Genomic DNA, 19,888 nt, shown 5'->3' on the forward strand with positions numbered 1-19,888 from the left:
GTGGCGGGGCCTCCCACCGCCGCGGCTCAGCTGACCTGGATGCGGTCGAGGTCCGGCGCCCAGCCCGCGGTGTTGCCGAAGGTGAGGGTGTTCGTGCCCGCGTTGAGCGGGAGCGTGACGCTGACCGTGCCGACGGTGTCCCAGCCGCCGGTGCCCGGGGTGGCGACAGTGACCGGGGTGCCTCCGTTGACGCTGATCTGTGTCGACCTGGCCTCGGCCGAGGCGTAGGAGACGGTGACAGTGCGCGGTCCGGCGGCGTTCGCCGTGACGTTCGTGAACCGCAGCGTGTTCGCGGTGCCGTTGCCGACGTAGCCGACGAGCGCGCCGCCGGAGGCGCCGGCCGAGGAGCGCACCGCGGCCTGCCCGGTCAGCGTGTTGCCGCTCGCCTCCGCCTCGTACGAGGTGGAGGCCGGTGGCGTGGACCCGCCGCGGTGGTAGGCCTGCACCTCGGTCAGGCCGGACCGCGCGCCGCCGGCGTGCGTCAGCACCACCCGGATCCGCTGGGCGGCAACCGCGGCGAAGCGGACGTTGTTGTAGTTGCCCTGGGGTGCCGCCGGCGTGCCGACCTGTGCGCCGACGTTCACCCAGGCGCTGCCGTCGTGGTACTGGACCTGGTACGACGCCGGCGGCCGGTAGGTGCCGCCGGCCGGGCGGCTGTCCTTGACGTACAGGCGCAGCTCGTCGACGGTCTTCGGCGAACCGAAGTCGATCTCGTACCAGTCCTGGGCGGCGGACCCGCCGGCGCCCCAGAACGGCTCGTTCGTCGGGTAGCCGTCGATCGCGGCGCCGGCGCTGGTGCCGCTCGCGGTGGTCGAGGCCGTCACTCTCGCGCCGTCGGCGAGGTCGGGCAGGTTCGCGCTCAGATCCACCCCCGCCTTGGCGAGCAGGTCCACCGTGCCGGCGTCACTGTGGACCACCTGGTTGGGGGCCCGCATGCCGGGCACCGGCGTGCTGAAAGTGACACCGGCGGTGGCGCCGGGGAAGCTGACCGATCCGCTGGACGGGTCGAAGACCAGCGGCACGAGCTTGTCGACGGTGACGGCCCGGTTCCCGTTGACGTAGATCGAGTACCCCTCGGGGACGCCCGGGTACCGGGTCACCCCGTCGCCCGGGTCGTCCCAGACGATCGTCAGGTCGCTGTTGCGGTAGCGGATGTTGTTGACTGTGAAGTTCGGCCAGCCGATGGCGATTGGCGACAACTCGACCCGGTTGTCGTTGCGCGGCCGCAGACCGGCCACGTCCTCGACGACCGTCCAGTTGCTGCTGCCGAGGATGTTGTGGTGGATCCAGGAGCGGTAGTCGATGCGCTTGCCGCCCGGGTTCCAGTCGGCCCAGAACTCGTTGGCGTCGGGCCAGCGGGTGTCGCCGTTGACGTACTGGGCCCAGACGTTCCAGTAGAGCAGCTTCTTGTAGTCCTCCGGGCCGACCCACTGGTTGGGGTAGGTGCGCAGGACCGAGGAGAGCAACCGGAACTGCACTGTGGAGTTGATGGTGGAGAAGTTGTTGCTGCCGGGCGAGCCGGCGGCCGCCGCGGCGGCCTTGTCCCGCTGGTTGGCGGTGTAGAACGGGAAGATCGGGTACTCCGCCGGGTCGGCGAGGAGGCGCAGCGCCTGCTTGTACTGATCGGTGGCGGGCATCAGGCCGACCGCGTACGGGTAGTAGTTGTTGATCTCCTTCCACGGCACGTGGGCGTTCGTCGCCACGTGCCGGTGTTCCAGCAGGTTGTCGGCCGGGTTCCAGAGCACCGTGACGATCGCGTTGCGGATCCGGGCGGCCAGGGCCCGCATCTCGGCGGCCTTGGCCGAGTTGCCGACCGCCTCGTACGCCTGCGCGGCGGCCAGCGCGCCGCTGTACTGGTACGCGCCCTCGGCCCGGTCCAGGTTGCCGGGGCGCCAGTGGAACGAGACGGCGTCGGCGTCGTTGCCGGTCAGCGCGCCCCAGTCGTACTCGATGATGCCGTTGCCGTCGCGGTCGTAGTGGGCGAGCTGGCCCTTGACGTCGCCTTCGGCGTAGCGGGCGAGGCTCGCCGCGATGCCGGGCTGGCCGCCGTGGAGCTGGTAGCTGCGCCAGGCCGCCTCGGCGATGTACTGGGTGTAGCTGTTGGACCAGTTCTCCGGGTCGCCGGGGTTGTCCAGGAAGCGTCCGCCCTTGGACACCTGACCGACCGAGAGCCAGTCGCCGTAGGCGTACTTCGGGTCGCGCAGGTACTTCAGGTCGTCGATGTGCATCGGCTGGGTCAACGCGATGGCGTTGTTGTAGCCCAGCGCGCCCTCCACCGACGTCGGGAACTGGAAGGTCTGCCCGGGGATGTCGGCGTCGAGGTGGTTGAAGCGCATCAGCCACCAGCGGTAGTAGATGTTCTTCTTGATCGCCGGTTCCGGCACGTCGATGTAGGGGACGTTCTCGGCCCACCACCTGTGGTAGGCGCGGACGTGGGTGGCGAAGGCGGCGTCCGGGGTGGCGTCGCGGTAGCTCAGGTAGTCGGTCGACGACTGCGGGATCTCCCGGGCGGTGAACCCCATGACCACCTTGGTCTGCACCGTGGCGCCGGCGGCGACGGTGACCGTCCGGGTCAGCGCGCCGCCGGACGCGGTGAAGCCGTCACCGGCCAGCCTGGTGGCGAGCGTGGTGAGGCCGTTCTTCACACCGGTCGACCCGGTCAGCTCGTTGCCGCTGCCGGACGACGCGTACGGCGAGGTGGCCCGCAGGGTGAGTGTGACAGGAGCGCCGCCGCTGTTCCTGATCGACAGGTTGGTGACCGCGACGTTGTTGTCGGTGATGAACTTGGTGACTGTGGCCTGCACCGAGCCCCCGGCGTACACGCTCCTCCAGTGGCTGGGCGCCTGCCAGCGCTGGCTGCTCTGCTCGGTGAACGTCCCCGGGCCCAGCGCGATCGAGTACGCGGCGGCGTCGCTGATGCTCTCCCAGTACGCCACCCGGCCGCCGAAGCCGATCACCGCCGGGTTGTGCTGTTTCATGAACAGGGCCCGCCCGCGGGTCATCAGGATCCCGCCGTCGGCGTCGGACGGATCGCCGCCGCCGGAGCGCGACAGCAGCCGGTCGATCCAGAAGTCGGTGCCCGCCTTCTCCGCGTCGTAGATCGACTGCATCATGTTGCCGGTGGTGTACCCGACCGGCGGCTGCGGGACCGCCGGGCCACCGAAGGTGGGATAGCCGATGGTCTGAGCGGCCTGTGCGGGGCTCGCGGCCACCGGGGTGAGCGCGCCGACGACCACCAGGGCGAGCGCCGCTCCGGTGACCCGCCGGAACCGGCGGACGGCCGGGGGTGGCGACGTGCGCACCTCCGGCCCGGCCCGATCGAGGTGTGGACTTCCGGGAGGATCCCATGTGTTCATGGGTGCTCACCGAGACCTTTCGTTGTCGGGATGAGAACTGCACCGCGACAGGCCGGACCGCCGGTACCGCGGCGGGGCGGCGGTCGGGGTGACACCTCGTACCGGTTTCGGGCGGCCGTCGTGACCCGCGTGCGCGGCGGGTGGAACGGCCCCCGGTCGTCGACGCCCGGTCGTCGGCGACTGCCTCGCCCGGCCGGCCGGCTGCCCCGCCGACCTGAGCCGAAAACCTTTTCAGCAACATACCACCGCATCGGAGTCTGTCAATCCTCTGCGCAGCCCGGGAGCCGTTCGGTGTGCGGCAGACGGGGTGCCGGCCGTGCGCCGATCGTCCGAAAAGCTTTCGGGCGAGAGGTGTCGGCGGGCGGGCCGGCGGTACACGCCGGTGGTGGCCGGCGCAGGCGCGGTGCTCGAAATCCTTTTCAGAATCGGCCGCGGGGTCGGGTATAGTCGGTACGCCTCGGTGGCTGCCTCGGTGATCCAGCCCCGGCCCGAAGGGGATCTCGGTGCGTAGACGACGTTCGCAGTCGGTGACTCTGATGGATGTGGCGAAGCTGGCTGGCGTGTCGGTGGCCACCGCGTCCAAGGCGCTCAACGCCCGTGAGGAGGTGGCACCGGCCACCCGCCGGCGGGTGCAGCAGGCCGCCGAGCAGCTCTCCTTCCAGCCGAACGGGCTGGCCCGGGGGCTCATCTCCGGACGCTCCCACACCATCGGGCTGCTGACCGAGACGCTCGGCGAGCGGTTCGCCTTCCCCGTCCTCAGGGGAGTGGAGAACGCCCTGGGCAACGAGCGGATGTGCGTGCTGCTGTGCGACGCCCGCGGCGACGTCATCCGCCGCCAGCACCACATCCGGACGCTGTTGTCACGTCAGGTCGACGGTTTCGTCATCCTCGGCGACTCCAACGACATCCGGCCGTCGCTGAGCCGCGACCTGCCCGTCCCGGCGGTCTACGTCTACGGCGAGTCGGACGACCCGGACGACCTGTCCGTCCTCGCCGACGACGAGGGCGGCGGTCGGCTCGCGGCCGAGCACCTGGTGTCGCTGGGCCGCCGCCGCATCGCCCACATCACCGGCCCGCAGACCTACCGGGCCGCCCGCGACCGGGTGGTCGGCCTGGAGGCGGTGCTGCGCGAGGCGGGTCTGCCGCTGGTCGGCGGCGGTCCCCGCTACGGCGACTGGTCGCAACGCTGGGGCCGGCAGGCGGCGGCCATGGTGATCAACGCCTCGCCGGACACGGACGCCGTCTTCTGCGGCAACGACCAGATCGCCACCGGGGTGGTCGAGGCGCTGCGCGACCTCGGCCGCCGTACGCCGCAGGACGTGGCGGTGGTCGGGTACGACAACTGGGAGGTCTTCGCCACCGACTGCCGTCCGCCGTTGACCACAGTGGACCTGAACCTGGAACAACTCGGCGCCACGGCGGTCAAGTACCTGTTCGCGGCGCTGGACGGCAACCCGTCGCGCGGCGTCATCCGGCACCCCGGCCGCCTGGTGGTCCGGGACTCCGCCGGCCCGCCCCCGCTCGGGGACGGGCCGGCGGAGGGCGTCAGGACAGGAAGGCGCCGTACGGGCCGGCGAGGATCTGGTTCTTCTGTGCCTGGCTGAAGTGCGTGTTCGGATAGTCGTAGAACGAGGCCGACATCGGGGTGCCGTCCGTCGACGTCGAGTCCGGCAACCCGAGCGCGTGGCCGAGTTCGTGCACCATGCCGCCGTACCAGCGGTTCATCGGGCCGTTCACGCCCGCCGCGCCGTCGGCGTCGTGCTGGCAGAGGATCACCCAGCCGCCACCGCCGCCACCCCCGGCGCCCGGACCCTCGGCGCTGATCTCACCCACGTTGATCCAGCGGTTGTCCGGTGCGCGCAGGCTCAGCTTGCGCATCAGCTCCTGCTGCATGTTGAACACCGACCACCAGTACCGGTCGGAGCCGTTCGGGGTGTTCTCGTACCAGGACTTGGCGTGGTCGCCGTCGACCACCTCCACCACCGGGTTGTTCAGTGTGAACGTCCGGCCCAGCTCCTGCCGGTAGTACCGCTGGGCCTCGCGCATCACGGCGGCGATGCCGTCCGGCCACCGCTGGTCGTACGCGACGTCGGAGGGCTTGAGCCAGTAGACGCGCACGGTGCCCGGCGGCGGTGTGCCGCCGGGCGGCGGCGCGGTCCCGGTCGGTGCCGGCGTGGCGGTCGGGGCTGGCGGTACCGACGTCGGCGGCGTACCGCCGGTGCAGGCGACGCCGTTGAGGGTGAACGCGCTCGGGGCCGGGTTGGCGGAGCCGTTCCAGGACCCGTTGAAGCCGAACGACGCGGACGCCCCGGTGCCGAGGCCGCCGTTGTAGCTGACGTTCGTCGCGGTGACAGCGGCGCCGCTCTGCGCCACCGTCGCGTTCCATGCCTGGGTGACGGTCTGCCCGGCCGTGAACGACCAGCGCAGCGTCCAGCCGCTGATCGGGTCGCCCAGGTTGGTGACCTGCACGTTCGCGCCGAAGCCGCCCGGCCACTGGGAGCTGACCGCGTACGCGATCCGGCAGCCCGCGGCGGCCGCGTGGCCGGCGCCGCCGGTCGCCACGACGGCGCCGGCCAGGATCACGGCGAGCGTCGCCGCCGCGAGACGGAACGGGTTTGCACGCATCGGGCACCCCCGTCAGTAGCCGTAGCGGCTCTTGAGGTGCCACCACCAGTCGCGCAGCATCCAGGCGTCGAAATCGGTGATCGAGGCGGCGCTGCCGGCCTTCATGACGAAGCCCTGGCCCGGCAGCGGGTCCCAGTCGTAGAAGTCGTCGAGGCCGTAGGTGTGCCCGATCTCGTGCAGCAGGATGTGGATGTTGTCGCTGCCGAGGTTGGACATGAAGTACTCCCGGCCGATCCGTTGCCCCCAGTCGCCGCCCGCGCCGCCGCCGAACCCGTCGGTCAGCCAGAGCGAGTGGTCGTAGTGGCGGCCGGCGCCACCCGGGCAGTTCGGGTACTGGCCGTTCTGGTTGAAGAACCGGCCGCACGGCTCGCTGCACTGCGGCGCGTTCTCCCGGATGTCGTTGACGTAGATGTCGACCGAGTTGTCGGACCACTGCAACTGGTTGCGGTCCCGCACCGCCCAGCCGACCACCTTCACCGGTACGTCCGTGTAGGGGAAGCCGTTGTGGCCGGCCAGGACGTTCATCCACTTCTTGTACTGGCGGGCCAGCGCGGCCTGGATCTGGTCACGTTGCGCCGCCGTCACGGTGGCCGACGAGTCCCATCGGACGCAGTAGTTGATGTAGCCCCGGTTCGCGAACAGCTGGTCCCAGCCGTAGTTGCGGAAGCCGTACAGGTTGCCGTTGTTGTAGGTCTGCTCCACGTGCTGCCAGACCTGGTTGAGCGGTCCGGCCAGGTTCGACGGCGGGTTCCAGCCGGAGCCGGGGGTTGGCGTGGTGGGGCCGGAGGTGGGGGTGGGCGCCGGTGTGGTCGGCGCGGGCGTCGTGGGAGCGGGCGTGGTCGGCGCCCCGGTGCAGGCCGTTCCGTTCAGGGTGAACGACGTGGGCGCCGGGTTGGTGCCGGTGAAGGCGCCGTTGAAGCCGAACGAGGCCGCGGCGCCGGTGCCCAGGGAGCCGTTGTAGGAGGCGTTCGTCGCGGTGACCCGGGTGCCGCTCTGGCTGACGCTCGCGTTCCACGCCTGCGTCACCGTCTGTCCGGCCGCGTACGACCAGGCCAGCGTCCAGCCGGTGACCGGGTCGCCGAGGTTGGCGATCGTCACGTCGGCGCCGAATCCGCCCGGCCACTGGCTGGTCACCCGGTAGTCGACCCGGCATCCGGGCGCCGCCGCCTGCGCCCCGGTGACCACGAGCGCCGCGCCGGCCACAGTGGTCAGGGTGGCGGCCAGGACGACCGCCAGCCGCGCGCCACCTCTCGCTGATGTCACGGACCTCTCCTCTCCTCTCGGTCGGGGCGGCGGCCCGGGAACAGCCGTCGCGCCGTCCTAGGTGAAATCGATTAGCATCTATTGCTTTCTCGACCACCATGGAGCCCGAAAAGGTTTTCGTCAAGGACCGGCCCACGTGGCAGGCGGACAGCGCGCAACCGCCGGACGGCCCCGGCAGGGGCACATCCGGCGGTACGGCGGATCAGCGCCGCGGGGCGGTCAGACCGGCGCGGACCGCGGGTCGGTGGCGGCGTCGTGGGCGGCCATCGTCTCCTGCCGTGCCGGCTCCTCCCGCAGGATCGCGGCGTGCAGCCACGCGTCCGGGATGGCGAAACCGTCCACCAGCGTGCGCATGTACGGGCGCAGCTCCTTGAGCAGCCCGTTCACCACGCCGGTGATCGCCTTGGACCGGGCCGGGGTGAGCCGGCCGTGCTCCATCAGCCAGCCCTTGTTCGCCTCGATGACGCTCAGCGCGTACAGGTCGCAGACCCGGGACAGCAGCTCCTTGACCGCCGGGTCGGCTGTCGCGTCGATACCGGCGACGAACGCCTCCAGGGTCACCCGGTCGACGTGCGCGGCGGCGACGGCGAGGACGTGGTCCTGCACGTCGTTGAAGATGTCGAACGGACGGTCCTTCTTGGTGGAGGCGCCACCGCGCAGGCGGCGGACCGCGCTGTCGAGCAGGTGCTCCTCGCGGTCCTCGAACACCTTGAGCTGCCAGCCCCGGTCGGTGACGGCGACCTCGTCGTCCCGGCCCGGCACGGCGCCGACCAGCCGCGCGATGAGCGCCCGCGCGGCGGTGCGTTCCAGCACCATCTCGCGTACCTGCTCGGCGACGAACGAGGCGCGCCCCCAGCCGTCCAGCGAGCCGAACTCGTCCCGGTAGCCGGTCAGCAGCCCCTTGGCGACCAGCTGGAGCAGGACCGTGTTGTCGCCCTCGAACGTGGTGAACACGTCGGTGTCGGCCTTGAGGCTGGGCAGCCGGTTCTCGGACAGGTAGCCGGCGCCGCCGCACGCCTCCCGGCACGCCTGGATGGTGCGTGTGGCGTGCCAGGTCTGCGCCGCCTTGAGCCCGGCGGCACGGGACTCCAGCTCCCGCTGCCGGTGCTCGTCGACCGGCCCGTCGCCGCCCTGGATCTCGTCGAGCGCGGCGACCAGCTCGGTCTGGGCGAAGTGCAGCGCGTACGTGGTGGCCAGCGCGGGCAGCAGCTTGCGCTGGTGGGCCAGGTAGTCGTTGAGCAGCACCTCGCGGTCACCCTCGGCGTCACTGAACTGACGGCGGATGTCGCCGTAGCGCACCGCGATGGCCAGCGCCGCCTTGGTGGCCGCCGATGCGGCGCCGCCCACGCTGACCCGGCCCCGCACCAGCGTGCCGAGCATGGTGAAGAACCGGCGGGAGTCGTTCTCGATCGCGCTGGAGTACGTCCCGTCCTCGGCCACCTGCGCGTACCGGTCCAGCAGCATGTCCCGCGGCACCCGAACGTGGTCGAAGCTGAGCCGCCCGTTGTCGACGCCGAGCAGACCGGCCTTGGGCCCGGCGTCGCCGATGGTCACGCCGGGCATCGGGTTGCCGTGCTCGTCGCGGATCGGCACCAGCCACGCGTGCACCCCGTGCCGGCGCCCACCGCTGATCAGCTGGGCGAAGACCACAGCCATCCGCCCGTCCCGGGCCGCGTTGCCGATGTAGTCCTTGCGTGCCGCCTCGTGCGGCGTGTGCAGGTCGAAGGTCTGCGTCTGCGGGTCGTACACACAGGTGGTGCGCAGCTGCTGCACGTCCGAGCCGTGGCCGGTCTCGGTCATCGCGAAGCAGCCGAAGATCCGGCCCTCGACGATGTCCCGCAGGTAGGCGTCGTGGTGCCGCTTCGTGCCGAGCGCGGCGACCGCGCCGCCGAACAGGCCCCACTGCACGCCGGCCTTCACCATGAGTGACAGGTCGACCTGCGCCAGCATCTCGGTGGCGACGATCGAGGCGCCCACGTCGGACCGGCCGCCGTACTCGGCCGGGAAGCCCGCGGCGATGCCCAGCTCGACCGGGAGTTCGCCGAGCAGCCGCGTGATCCGCTCGCGTGCCTGGTCGCCGGACTCGCCGTAGACCGGGAGGAAGCGTTCGTCGAGGTGTTTGCGGTGGGCCTGGCGGACCTCGGCCCACGGTCCGTCGAGCGTCTCCTGAAGGCGGGCGATGTCGATTCGGCCGGACGCGTGATCGAGCATGGTCGCTCCTCGGGGCAGCGGACATATGGGTGCACTCTCGGCCTGATCAACATTACCGGCGGTCACCGTGCCCCGCTGGCGGAGGCTGTGGTGAGCCGTGCCACCCGCCTCGGCCACCCCGGAGGCTGAGGTTAGGCTGTCCTCACTTCGAGCACTGGAGGCAACCCCTCGTGTCCCCGCATCCCGCCGGCGGCGCCGTCACGGCCCGGTACGTGCTGCGTCAGGCGTTGCGCCGCCAGCGACGGCCGGTGCTGATCGGCGTCACGCTGCTCGGCCTGCACCAGGTCGCCGAGGCGCTCGTGCCGGTGGCGATCGGCGTCATCATCGACCGCGCCGTGGTGACCGGTGACCCGTGGGCGCTGGCGTACTCGGTCGCCGGCCTCGCGGCCCTGTTCGCCGTGCTCGCGTTCGCCTACCGCAACGGCGCCCGCCAGGCGTTCGCGGCGGTGGAGCGGGAGGCGCACCTGCTGCGGGTGGAGATCGCCGAGCGCGCGCTCGACCCGCGCGGACACCGTTCCGGCCTGCGCGACGGCGAACTGCTCTCGGTCGCCGCCTCCGACGCCGAACTCTCCGCGCTCGTGGTGCGGGTCGCCGGATTCGGTGTCGCCGCGGTGACCGCGCTGACCGTCGCGGCGACCGCGCTGCTGGTCATCGACATCCCCCTCGGGCTCGGCGTGCTCGTCGGCGTACCGGTGCTGGTCCTCGTACTGCAACGGATGGCGCCGCTGCTGTCCCGGCGCAGCACCTCCCAGCAGGAGGCCCTCGCGGAGACTACGGCGCTCGCCGTGGACCTCGTCTCCGGCCTGCGCGTGCTGCGCGGCATCGGCGCCCAGCACCACGCCGCCGGCCGGTACGCCGCCGCCAGCCGCAACGCGCTCGCGGTGACGCTGCGCGCCGCCAACACCAAGGGACTGCATCTCGGGCTCACCACCGCCGCCAACGGCCTGTTCCTCGCGGCGGTCGCCGGGGTGGCCGGCTGGCTCGCCCTGCGCGGCCGGCTCACCATCGGCGAGCTGGTCACAGTGGTCGGACTCGCGCAGTTCGTGGCCGAGCCGGTGCAGACCATGGGCTGGTGCGTGCAACTGTTCGCGATGGCCCGCGCCTCCGCCGCCCGGGTGGCGCGCGTGCTCGGCGCCGAGCCGCTGACCCGGCCCGGCGACGCGTCGGCGCCGGCCCACCCGGACGGGCCACGGCTGGCCCTCGACGACGTCGGGCACGCCGGACTGGACGGGGTGAACCTGCGCGTCGGCCCCGGCGAGGTGGTGGGCGTGCTCGCGTACGACCCGGCCGACGCCGAAGCGCTGGTGGCGCTGCTGTCCGGGCGGGTGTCGCCGGACGCGTGCCGGGGCACCGTGCGTGTCGACGGCGTGCCCGCCGACGACCTGCACGTCGACGCGCTGCGCGGCACCGTGCTCGTCGAGCCGCACGACGTGACGCTCTTCGAGGGCACGGTGGCGGCCAACCTCGCCGCCGGCGCCCCGGCCGACCAGGCGCGGCTGCACGCCGCCGTCCGGGCGGCCGCGGCCCAGGACGTCGTGGACGCACACCCCGGCGGCCTCGACCACCGGCTCGTCGAGCGGGGCGCGAACCTCTCCGGCGGCCAGCGCCAGCGGCTCGGGCTGGCCCGGGCGCTGCACGCCGACCCGCCCGTGCTGGTGCTGCACGATCCCACCACCGCTGTCGACGCCGCCACCGAGGCGCAGCTCGCCGACGGACTGGCCGAAACGCGCCGGGTGGGGCCCCGGGGCACCCTGCTGATCACCAGCAGCCCGGCCCTGCTGCGGATCACCGACCGGGTGGTGGTGATCGCCGACGGCCGGGTGGCCGCCGAGGGACCGCACGAGCACCTGCTGGCCTCCGACGCCCGCTACCGCGAGGAGACACTGCGGTGACCGCTGACCCGCGTACCGCCGAACCCGGCCGGACGTTGCTGCCTGTCGCGTCCGCCCGGCAGACCTGGACGACGCTCGGCGCCCAGTTCCGCGCCCGGCCCGGCCTCAGCGCCGCCGCGGCGACCGTGCTCGTCGTCGCCGCCGCGGGTGGCCTGGTCGCGCCCTGGGTGCTCGGCCGCCTGGTCGACGACGTCATCGCCGACGCCCCGGTCTCCCGGATCGCCGGCCGGGTGGCGGTGATCGCCGGCGCCGCCGTGTTCACCGGCCTGCTCACGGCGCTCGGCGCCGCGCTCGCGTCCCGGCTCGGCGAGACGGTGCTGGCCCGGCTGCGCGAGCGCGTCCTCGACCGCGCGTTGCACCTGCCGTCCGCGACGCTGGAGCGGGCCGGCACCGGCGACCTGCTGGCCCGCGTCGGCGACGACGTGGCGGTGGTGACGAACGTGATCGCGGTGAGCGGCCCGGCGTTCGTCGGCGCGCTGCTGTCGGTGGTGCTCACCGTGTTCGGGCTGGTCGCGCTGGACTGGCGGCTCGGCCTCGCCGGGCTGCTAGCAGCGCCCGCGTACGCGCTGGCGCTGCGCTGGTACCTGCGGCGCTCCGCGCCCTACTACGCCCGCGAGCGGGTCGCCACCGGCGAGCGGACGCAGGCGATGGCCGGCGCGCTGCGCGGCGCGGCGACGGTGCGCGCGTACCGGACCGAGGACGCGCACGTGGCGGCCATCGCCGAGCGGTCCGGCGTGGCGCGCGACCTGTCGCTGGAGATCTTCAACCTGCACACCCGCTTCGGGCTGCGGATCAACAGGTCGGAGTTCCTCGGCCTGGCCGCCGTGCTCGTGGCCGGGTTCCTCCTGGTCCGCGACGACCTGGTAACCGTCGGCGCGGCGACCACCGCCGCGCTCTACTTCCACCGCCTGTTCAACCCGATCGGCCTGCTGCTGCTGGAGTCCGACTCGGTGCTGCAGGCCGGCGCGAGCCTCGCCCGGCTGGTCGGCGTGGCGAACCTGCCCGACACCGGCCCGGCCACCGCCTCCGGCCCGGCCGCCCCGCCCGCCAGCCCGCGCGGCCCGGCCGCGCTGGACGTCACGGTGCGCCGGCACCACTACGACGACGGGCCGCTGGTGCTCGCCGACGTCGAACTGCGCCTGGCGCCGGGGGAGCGGGTCGCGCTGGTCGGCGCCAGCGGCGCGGGCAAGAGCACGCTCGCCGGCATCGCCGCCGGGATCATCGCGCCCACCGACGGATCGGTACGCCTCGACGGCGCGCCGCTGACCGGGACGGGCGAGGCCACGTCCCGGCGCGACGTCGCACTGGTCAGCCAGGAGGTGCACGTCTTCGCCGGGCCGATCGCCGAGGACCTGCGCCTGGCCGCACCGGACGCGACCGACGCCGAGCTGCTCGACGCGCTGGAACGGGTCGGCGCCACCACCTGGCTGCGTGCCCTGCCCGACGGGCTGGCGACGCCGGTGGGCGAGGGCGGCCACCGGCTCACCGCCGCCCAGGCCCAGCAGGTGGCCCTGGCCCGGCTGGTGCTCACCGCGCCGGCCGTCGCCGTGCTGGACGAGGCGACAGCCGAGGCCGGCAGCGCCGGGGCCCGCGACCTGGACCGGGCGGCCCTCGCGGCCACGCAGGGGCGGACCACGCTGATCGTGGCGCACCGGCTCAGCCAGGCGGTGAGCGCGGACCGGATCGTCGTGCTCGACCACGGCCGGATCGTGGAGCAGGGCACGCACGAGGAGCTGCTGGCCGCCGACGGCCGGTACGGCCATCTCTGGCGTTCCTGGCGCGTCCCGGTATGATCACCGACCGCTGTACCGCCCAGGCGAGGTGACCATGACCGACCTGCCGACCCGCTTCGTGCTGTTCCCGGGGCGGCACCACCTGCTGACCCGGTTCCAGGCCGACTACCTGCGCCGGCTCTCCGGCGACGAGGCCACAGTGGTCTGGGCGGTGACGTCGGCCAACCACGAGAACACCAGGCGCAACCCCGTCGCGTACCACAGGCGGGAGGCCGCGATCGAGCGGTTCAGCGTGCTCAGCGGGCTGCGCTCGCTGGCCGTGCCGATCTTCGACACCGCGTACACCGACGCGTTCGCCGAGGTCACGCTCAAGAGCATCGCGGTGGCCACCGGGCTCGAACTCACGCCCGCCGACACGGTGGTGGCCTGCTCCACCCCGGAGGTCGCCAAGCTGTACGAGCGCCTCGGCTTCGGGATCGCGCTGGTCGAGGCGGATCCGGACCTGCCCGGGACGCCGGAACGGCCGTGGGACGTGCTGCTGCGCCTGGCCGCCGGTGACGAGAGCTGGCGGACGCTCACCCACCCGGCGACGATCGACGTGTTCGAGCGCTACCGCCTGGTCGAGGCGATCCGGTCGGTGGTGAACGACCCGCTCGTCGGCGACGAGGGCGGCCTCACCGTGACCCGCGACTACCGCACCTACGTGGAGGCGTTCGCCTCGGCCGCCCAACGCAAGTGGGACTCGGTGCGCCGGCACGTGCAGCCCGGACGCATCGTGGACATCGGCTGCGGCGCGGGCGCCGTCCTGGAACTGGCCGACCGGGAGGCCGCGCTGCGCGAGAGCGACCTGATCGGTGTGGAGGTGGCCCGCCACCTCTACCAGGAGTGCCTGCACAAGAAGGCGCAGGGCGTGTTCCGTAACGCCAACGTGTACTTCTTCCACCGCAACGTCCTCGGCGGCGCGGTGTTCAAGGACCGGTCGGTGGACACCACGCTCACCTTCGCGCTGACCCACGAGATCTGGTCGTACGGGCGGCAGCGGGAGTCGCTGCTCCAGTTCGCCCGCCGCATCCACGACCACACGGTGCCCGGCGGCGTCTGGATCAACAGCGACGTGTGCGGGCCGGACGAGCCGGACCGGCCGGTGATCCTGCGGCTGACCACCGACGACGGGGACAACCCCGCCTCGCCGCGCCGGGATCTCGCCGACCTGACCTCGGCCGAGGTCCGGCGGTACGTCTCCGGACTGTCGACGCGGGCCCGGCTGGACCAGTTCGCGGTGGACTTCGCGTTCGGCTTCGCGTACGAGCCGCTGGCCGACGGCGCGGTACGTCTCGGCCTGGGCGCGGCGATGGACTACCTGACCCGCAAGGACTACACCGACAACTGGCTGTCGGAGACGAAGGAGCAGTTCTGCGGCCTGAGCTTCGCCGACTGGACGGCGCTGCTCACCGAGGCCGGTTTCGAGATCGGCCCGGCCTCGGCGCCGGTCCGCAACGACTGGGTGATCGACAACCGGATCGCACCGGTCGCGTCCCTCACCGACCTGGACGGCCGGCCGCTGGACTGGCCGACCACCCACGTCCTCACCGTCGCCCACCGCCCGCGCAACGCCTGACACCACGAGCGCCCGCCGGACCGGCTGGACGGCCGGGCCGGCGGGCGCCGTGGCGTGCTTCAGTGGCTCAGCGCGATCCGTACCGCCAGGACGATCAGGATCAGCCCGGTCAGCCGTTCGATCACCAGCAGCACCGACGGCCGGGTCAGCCAGGGCTGCAACCGGTCGATGAGCAGGATGTAGCAGGCCCACCACAGCACGGCGAGGCCGATGAACGTGGCGGCCAGCACCGCCGTACGGGCCGCCGCGCCGTCGCCGGGCTTGACGAACTGCGGCACGAACGAGACGTAGAAGACGACCACCTTGACGTTCAGCAGCTGGCTGGTGACGCCCATGACGAACGAGCGCCGGGCCACGTGCGGCTCGTCGGCGGCCACCGTCTCCGGCGCGGCGACCGGGCCGGTGTCCACGTCCGGCCCGGGGCCGCCCGCGCCCACGGTGACCGGCTGCGCGGCCGGGGCCGTCGCCCGTCGTGGCCGGGTGGCCCAGAGGATGGTGCCGCCCAGGTAGAGCAGGTACAGCGCGCCGGCGACCCGCAGCACCGTGTAGAGCGCCGGCGAGGACACCAGCAGGGCGGACAGGCCGGCGGTGGCGAGCGAGGCGTGCACCAGGGCGGCGGCGAACAGCCCGGCCAGCACCACGAACCCGGCCCGCCGCCCGTACCGCACGGTCTGCCGGGTGACCAGGGCGAAGTCGACGCCCGGCACGATGATGATGAGCAGGCTCGCCGCGACGAAGCTGACGATCTGGATGTCAGACACGCTGCTCCTCCCTCGCCTCGATGCGGGCCGGGGCGGCCTCCTCGATGACGGAGACGCCGCTGTCGCGGCGCGGCCCGTGCCGGCGCCACTGCTCGCGCAGCCGGATCCGGCCGTCCGGCAGCCGCTCGGGCCGCGACTCGCACTCGCCGACCACGATGCTGCCGTCGGTGAGCACCTCCACGTACGCGAAACGCACCACGCCCTGCGCGTCGCAGGTGCCGGCGAGCCGTCCGTGCCGTACCGGGCCGCCGGAGATCTCCGCCCAGACCAGGTCGCCGCGCTGGTGGTAGTGCCCCCGCAACGGGTCGGCGTCACCGGCGTGGTCGACGGAGACGAAGATCCGGTCGTCGTAGTCGAACGATGTCATCGCGCTCACGCCCATCGGGTGCTCAGGTAGTCGTCGCGGAACCGGCAGACCGTGCGGCCGGCGATCGAGTTGAGGATCATCGCGCTGCGGATCGGCAGGATGCTCAGGTTGGAGTCGACGAGCCCCTGGACGTACCGCCCCCGGTTCAGCACGAAGATCTTGTGGTCGTCGGCGTGCTTCCACCGGATCGAGTAGTCCGACTCGATGACCGGCTCACCGCGCTCGTCCAGGTCGATCAGCGCGGTCAGCTCCGGGTCGAAGGGCAGCGGCGCCTGCCGGCGTCCCGCCGCGACGACGAGGTTCACCGCCCGGTGCCGTTCCTCGCCGCTGCCGGCGGTCAGGCACTCCAGCTCGACCTCCCCGTCGAGCTGCCGGGCGCCGGTCACGGTACGGCTCGGCATGATCGTCACCGGGAACCGGCCGGTGCGCAGCCGCTCCTCGTAGTTGTGCTGGTAGACGCCGCGCAACGTGCCCGGGGAGATGCCGTCGCTGGTCAGGATCTGACCGGAGACGAGCCGTTCCCGCACGTCCCGGGACAGGGTGAGGAACGCCTCCTGGTAGGCGGGCCGGTACAGGTCGTTCGCCGACGGGGAGTCCTCCAGCGGGGCGAACCACGACCGCCGCCCGATCCACCTGATGTCGCGGCACCCGCGGGCGAGCAGCGCCGCGACGCACTCCGCGCTGGTCTGGCCGCTGCCGATCACGATCCACGGCAGGTCCGGCTCGTCCGGCACCGTGGCGAGGCGCTGGTGCAGCTCGTCGGCGACGAACAGGTGCCGGGGGTCGAGGGCGTCCAGGAACTCCGGTACGAAGGGGACGGTCCCGCTGCCGAGCACCAGGTGCCGGGAGCGGGCGACCTCCGCACCGCCGCTGCGGCTCACCAGCGCGCCGTCGAACTCGACCCGGTCGACGCGGGTGCCGTACGTGATGCGCGGCAGCCGGCCCGCCGCCCACACCAGGTACTGCTGGTACTCGATCCGGGGGATGGTGTCGAACCCGGCGCCCAGCAGGGCGTACACCCGGCCGGTGGTGACCAGGTAGTTGAGGAACGACAGCGGGTGGGTCGGGTCGTAGAGCGAGACCAGGTCCTTGACCCAGCCGGTCTGCATGCGGACGCCGCTGTGCAGCATCCCGTCGTGCCAGCCCGGCCGGTCGCGGGCCTCGAACAGCGCAATGTCGTGCGGCGCGAGGGTGTCGTACATCGCCGCGAGGCTCAGGTTCGCCGGCCCGGCGCCGATTCCCACTGTGTGAAAGGTCTGCGTCATCAGTCTGCCTCTGTCTGGCCGTGGGGGACAGGGATCGCGGTTCGGGTGTTCAGCAGGGCGGTGGCGGCGAGCCGGCTGGCGGCCAGGACGGTCTTGGCGGCGCCGCCGCTGCCGCCGGTGAAGGTGTGCACCGCGCCGGCCACGTGGCGCAGGGCCAGCCCGGCGGGTTCGCTGTAGCAGTCGGTGGCGCTCACCGGCGGGCCGGCCGGTCGCGGGTCCAGGCCGGGCAGCCTCCGTGCCGCCACGGTCAGGACCCGTGCCGCCAGTGCGGCGTCCGGCTCGGGGGACGGCGGGTCGACGTCCCACCTGTCGCTGGGCAGCCCGAGCAGCACCCGCCCCGGACCGGCCGGCCGGCCGTAGAGGCCGCTGGTCTCGTCCACGAAGCACGGCAGCTCGGCGCGGCCGGTGACGTGGTGGGCGTACTGGATGTGCTTGGTGCGCAGCGAGGTCGGCAGCCCGGCGGCGCCCAGCAGACGCGGGGTCCAGGCCCCGGCGGCCACGACGACGAGGTCGCCGGTGAGCCGGCGGCCGTCGCGCAGCTCGACCACGCGGTCGTCGAGGCGGGCCACCGGTGTGGTCTCGGTCCGGCCGAGGCCACGCAGGACGGTCCGGCGCAGCCGGTCCGGGTCCAGGTAGCCGGCCCGGTCCTCCCAGATCCCCACCGTGCCGTCCGGGAGCCCGGCGAAGCCGAACCGGTCGGCGATCTCGGCCCGGGTCAGCACCTCGGCGCCGTCCACGCCGGCCGCCGCCCGGGCGTCGAGCAGGTAGAGCGAGCCGGTCCGCCGCCACCCGGCCGCTGTCGCGAGGGACGGATCGGCCAGCAGTTCGGCGAGGCTCGCGGCGGCGAGGGACCGGGCGGCCGGATCGGGCTCGAAGGCACGCACCAGTCCGCCGGACGCGGCCGTCGCGTCGGCGGGCCGCCCGGCCGCGCCGCCGCCGTGCGGGCCGATCAGGACCGCGTCGGCGCCCGCGTCCCGCAGCCGCCGGGCGAGCAGGACGCCACTGATGCCCGCGCCGACGACGAGCACGCGCGGCTCACCCATCCGAACCCGCCGGTTCCGCGCCGCCGACGACGCCGAGCAGGCGGGCCGCCCGCTCCGGCGCACCGGGGTACGCGGCCAGCGCCGCCCGGACCGCGGTGGCGGGGTCGAAGTGGTCCAGGCGCAGCGCCTGCTCGCCGCGGGTCAGTTCGGTGTCGGCCAGGACGCCGTCCAGGCCGGCGGTGGTGCCGGCCAGGGTCGCGGCGTACCGGGCGGCGAACGCCTCGTACGCCTCCGGGCGGAAGTCCGACTCGTAGCTGTCCGGCCGGTCCCAGCTCAGGAACGCCCGGACCACAGCCGGGTCCTCGGTGGCCAGGAACTCGTGCGCCCAGATCGCGTGCTCGCGGCTGGTGGAGAACTTGGCGCCGGTGAGCCGGTAGAACTCGTTCACGACCAGCCCGGTCGGCCGGTCGGGCAGCCCGGCGGCCAGGTGCAGGGCCGGGATGAGCAGCGCGTAGTAGAACGCGTTGTCGACCCCGAGGAAGATCCACTGCTCGTCCACGTCCCGCCACGCGTCCAGGTACCCGGCCAGCGTGTCCGCGTCCGGCCGCAGGTGGCGGGCGGGCAGCACCAGGTTGGCCAGGGCCATCTCCGCCCAGACGTCGATGCGCAGGCCGTCGTCCCACTCGATGCCCCAGTCCGTCGGGTACGCCAGCGGCACCTCCGGCAGCCCGCCGTCGAGGTACGACGCGACGAGGCGCCGCAGCCGGGGCGGCAGCACCGCGCGGGACCAGAACTCGGCCAGCCGCTCCCGGTGCTCGTCGAGCCGCAGCACCGGGACCGTGCGGGTGACCGGTTCGGGTGCGGCGTCGCAGCAGGTCGACCGCGCGCCGGCCAGGTTCGCGGCGGTGCAGAACCCGCCACAGCCCTCGCAGGTGCCGCCGTTCGCGCCGGCGCCGCAGGCCGGGCAGCGCCCGGCGACCCGGACGTGGTGCAGGGTCCGCCCGCAGGCCGCGCACGCGCGCAGCGACACCGGGGCGACCTCCACCACCTTCGCCTCCACCAGCTCGGTGAGCAGGCGTGCGACCACCCGGCGGTAGCCCTCGTCGGCCAGCGGGTCGGCCATGACGTCGTACCGGATGCGCGCGGCGCGCAGCGCGGCGTGGATCGACGACCCGTACCGGGCGGCGGTGTCCGCCGGGGTCTCGCCCAGCGCCTCCGCCCGGGCGGGCACGTAGTTCTGGTGCGCGTCCAGCCCGCACTGGGTCACCACCCGCCGGCCGGCGGCACGCAGCGCGCGGGCCGCGACGTCCCCGGCGACGTACGGGCCGCTGAGGTGCCCGAGGTGCAGCGGCCCGTTCGGCGTCGGTGGCGGCGTCACCACCAGCACCGCGCCGGGGGAGGTGGCCGCCCCGTCAGTCACGGCCGGCTCCGTCGTCCGCGCCGGCCTGCGCCGCGTCGTCGGGCCGGGGCATCCAGTAGATGCTGAGGATGGTGAGCGGCTGCTCCGGCGAGGGGTTGTGGATGACGTGGCTCTGCTCGGGTTCGAGCAGGATCACGCCACCGGTCGGCACCTCGACCTTCTCGCCGCCCGCCTCGTAGATGGCCGTGCCGCGGGTCACCACGGCGAACTCGACCTCGGGGTGGACGTCCTCGCTGCTGCTGCCACCGGGCGGGATCACGCACCACATGGCGTCGAACGGCAACGGGCCGAGATCGCGGTACTGCGTCCAGCGGCCGATCCGGATGCCGTACTCGTCGGTGAGTTCGGCGGTGTCGCTGACGTACCTTCGCATGTTCGTCCTCCTGGTCGGCGC

The 19,888-nt window shown here is 73.2% G+C and carries 14 protein-coding genes; 4 read left to right on the forward strand and 10 right to left on the reverse strand.

Features of this window, described 5'->3' with window-relative positions:
- Positions 1 to 26: 26 nt before the first annotated feature.
- Positions 27 to 3,356, reverse strand: coding sequence for a discoidin domain-containing protein (locus BFV98_RS01140; protein WP_030268314.1), 3,330 nt, complete (start codon positions 3,354 to 3,356; stop codon positions 27 to 29).
- A gap of 503 nt (positions 3,357 to 3,859) precedes the next feature.
- Between BFV98_RS01140 and BFV98_RS01145 the strand changes: the two genes are divergently transcribed.
- A complete protein-coding gene (locus BFV98_RS01145; RefSeq protein ID WP_030268315.1) occupies positions 3,860 to 4,960 on the forward strand; it encodes a LacI family DNA-binding transcriptional regulator in 1,101 nt (366 codons plus the stop codon).
- Here BFV98_RS01145 and BFV98_RS33030 read toward each other — a convergent pair.
- The 3 genes from BFV98_RS33030 to BFV98_RS01160 form a co-directional block, all read right to left on the reverse strand.
- Positions 4,902 to 5,981, reverse strand: coding sequence for a cellulose-binding domain-containing protein (locus BFV98_RS33030; RefSeq protein WP_030268317.1), 1,080 nt, complete (start codon positions 5,979 to 5,981; stop codon positions 4,902 to 4,904). The genes BFV98_RS01145 and BFV98_RS33030 overlap by 59 nt on opposite strands.
- A gap of 12 nt (positions 5,982 to 5,993) precedes the next feature.
- The gene (locus BFV98_RS01155) at positions 5,994 to 7,244 is read right to left on the reverse strand and encodes a cellulose-binding domain-containing protein (RefSeq protein WP_030268319.1); all 1,251 of its coding nucleotides are present in this window, start codon (positions 7,242 to 7,244) and stop codon (positions 5,994 to 5,996) included.
- Positions 7,245 to 7,463: 219 nt separating this feature from the next.
- Complete coding sequence (locus BFV98_RS01160; RefSeq protein WP_071094473.1) at positions 7,464 to 9,455, reverse strand: acyl-CoA dehydrogenase; 1,992 nt, start codon at positions 9,453 to 9,455, stop codon at positions 7,464 to 7,466.
- A gap of 170 nt (positions 9,456 to 9,625) precedes the next feature.
- Here BFV98_RS01160 and BFV98_RS01165 point away from each other — a divergent pair, with 170 nt between their 5' ends.
- Genes BFV98_RS01165 through BFV98_RS01175 form a run of 3 tightly spaced genes read left to right on the forward strand, consistent with a single transcriptional unit; the run spans position 9,626 to position 14,698 of the window.
- Entirely contained in the window at positions 9,626 to 11,347 is a 1,722-nt protein-coding gene (locus tag BFV98_RS01165) for an ABC transporter ATP-binding protein (protein WP_013476359.1), read from the forward strand.
- On the forward strand, positions 11,344 to 13,140 hold the full coding sequence (locus BFV98_RS01170) for an ABC transporter ATP-binding protein (RefSeq protein WP_071094475.1): 1,797 nt from the start codon (positions 11,344 to 11,346) through the stop codon (positions 13,138 to 13,140). The genes BFV98_RS01165 and BFV98_RS01170 overlap by 4 nt, the downstream gene beginning before the upstream one ends.
- 34 nt (positions 13,141 to 13,174) lie before the next feature.
- Complete coding sequence (locus BFV98_RS01175) at positions 13,175 to 14,698, forward strand: methyltransferase (RefSeq protein ID WP_071098706.1); 1,524 nt, start codon at positions 13,175 to 13,177, stop codon at positions 14,696 to 14,698.
- Between the two features lie 59 nt (positions 14,699 to 14,757).
- Here BFV98_RS01175 and BFV98_RS01180 read toward each other — a convergent pair whose 3' ends face one another.
- From BFV98_RS01180 to BFV98_RS01205, 6 genes are read right to left on the reverse strand one after another with little or no spacing between them, the layout of a single operon-like run.
- The gene (locus BFV98_RS01180) at positions 14,758 to 15,459 is read right to left on the reverse strand and encodes a LysE family translocator (protein ID WP_071094477.1); all 702 of its coding nucleotides are present in this window, start codon (positions 15,457 to 15,459) and stop codon (positions 14,758 to 14,760) included.
- Positions 15,452 to 15,841, reverse strand: coding sequence for a hypothetical protein (locus BFV98_RS01185; RefSeq protein ID WP_071094478.1), 390 nt, complete (start codon positions 15,839 to 15,841; stop codon positions 15,452 to 15,454). Before BFV98_RS01185 ends, BFV98_RS01180 begins: the two co-directional genes overlap by 8 nt.
- On the reverse strand, positions 15,832 to 17,091 hold the full coding sequence (locus BFV98_RS01190) for a lysine N(6)-hydroxylase/L-ornithine N(5)-oxygenase family protein (protein ID WP_030268332.1): 1,260 nt from the start codon (positions 17,089 to 17,091) through the stop codon (positions 15,832 to 15,834). Before BFV98_RS01190 ends, BFV98_RS01185 begins: the two co-directional genes overlap by 10 nt.
- Positions 17,091 to 18,134: an FAD-binding oxidoreductase gene (locus tag BFV98_RS01195; RefSeq protein WP_030268334.1), complete on the reverse strand. Its 1,044-nt coding sequence runs from the start codon at positions 18,132 to 18,134 to the stop codon at positions 17,091 to 17,093. The genes BFV98_RS01190 and BFV98_RS01195 overlap by 1 nt, the downstream gene beginning before the upstream one ends.
- Positions 18,127 to 19,494 carry a class I tRNA ligase family protein gene (locus BFV98_RS01200; RefSeq protein ID WP_071094480.1) on the reverse strand — a complete coding sequence of 456 codons (1,368 nt, stop codon included), beginning with the start codon at positions 19,492 to 19,494 and terminating at the stop codon, positions 18,127 to 18,129. The genes BFV98_RS01195 and BFV98_RS01200 overlap by 8 nt, the downstream gene beginning before the upstream one ends.
- On the reverse strand, positions 19,487 to 19,867 hold the full coding sequence (locus BFV98_RS01205) for a cupin domain-containing protein (RefSeq protein WP_013286951.1): 381 nt from the start codon (positions 19,865 to 19,867) through the stop codon (positions 19,487 to 19,489). The genes BFV98_RS01200 and BFV98_RS01205 overlap by 8 nt, the downstream gene beginning before the upstream one ends.
- Positions 19,868 to 19,888: the final 21 nt, after the last annotated feature.

The organism is Micromonospora sp. WMMB235, assembly GCF_001855515.1.
GTDB lineage: Bacteria > Actinomycetota > Actinomycetes > Mycobacteriales > Micromonosporaceae > Micromonospora > Micromonospora aurantiaca.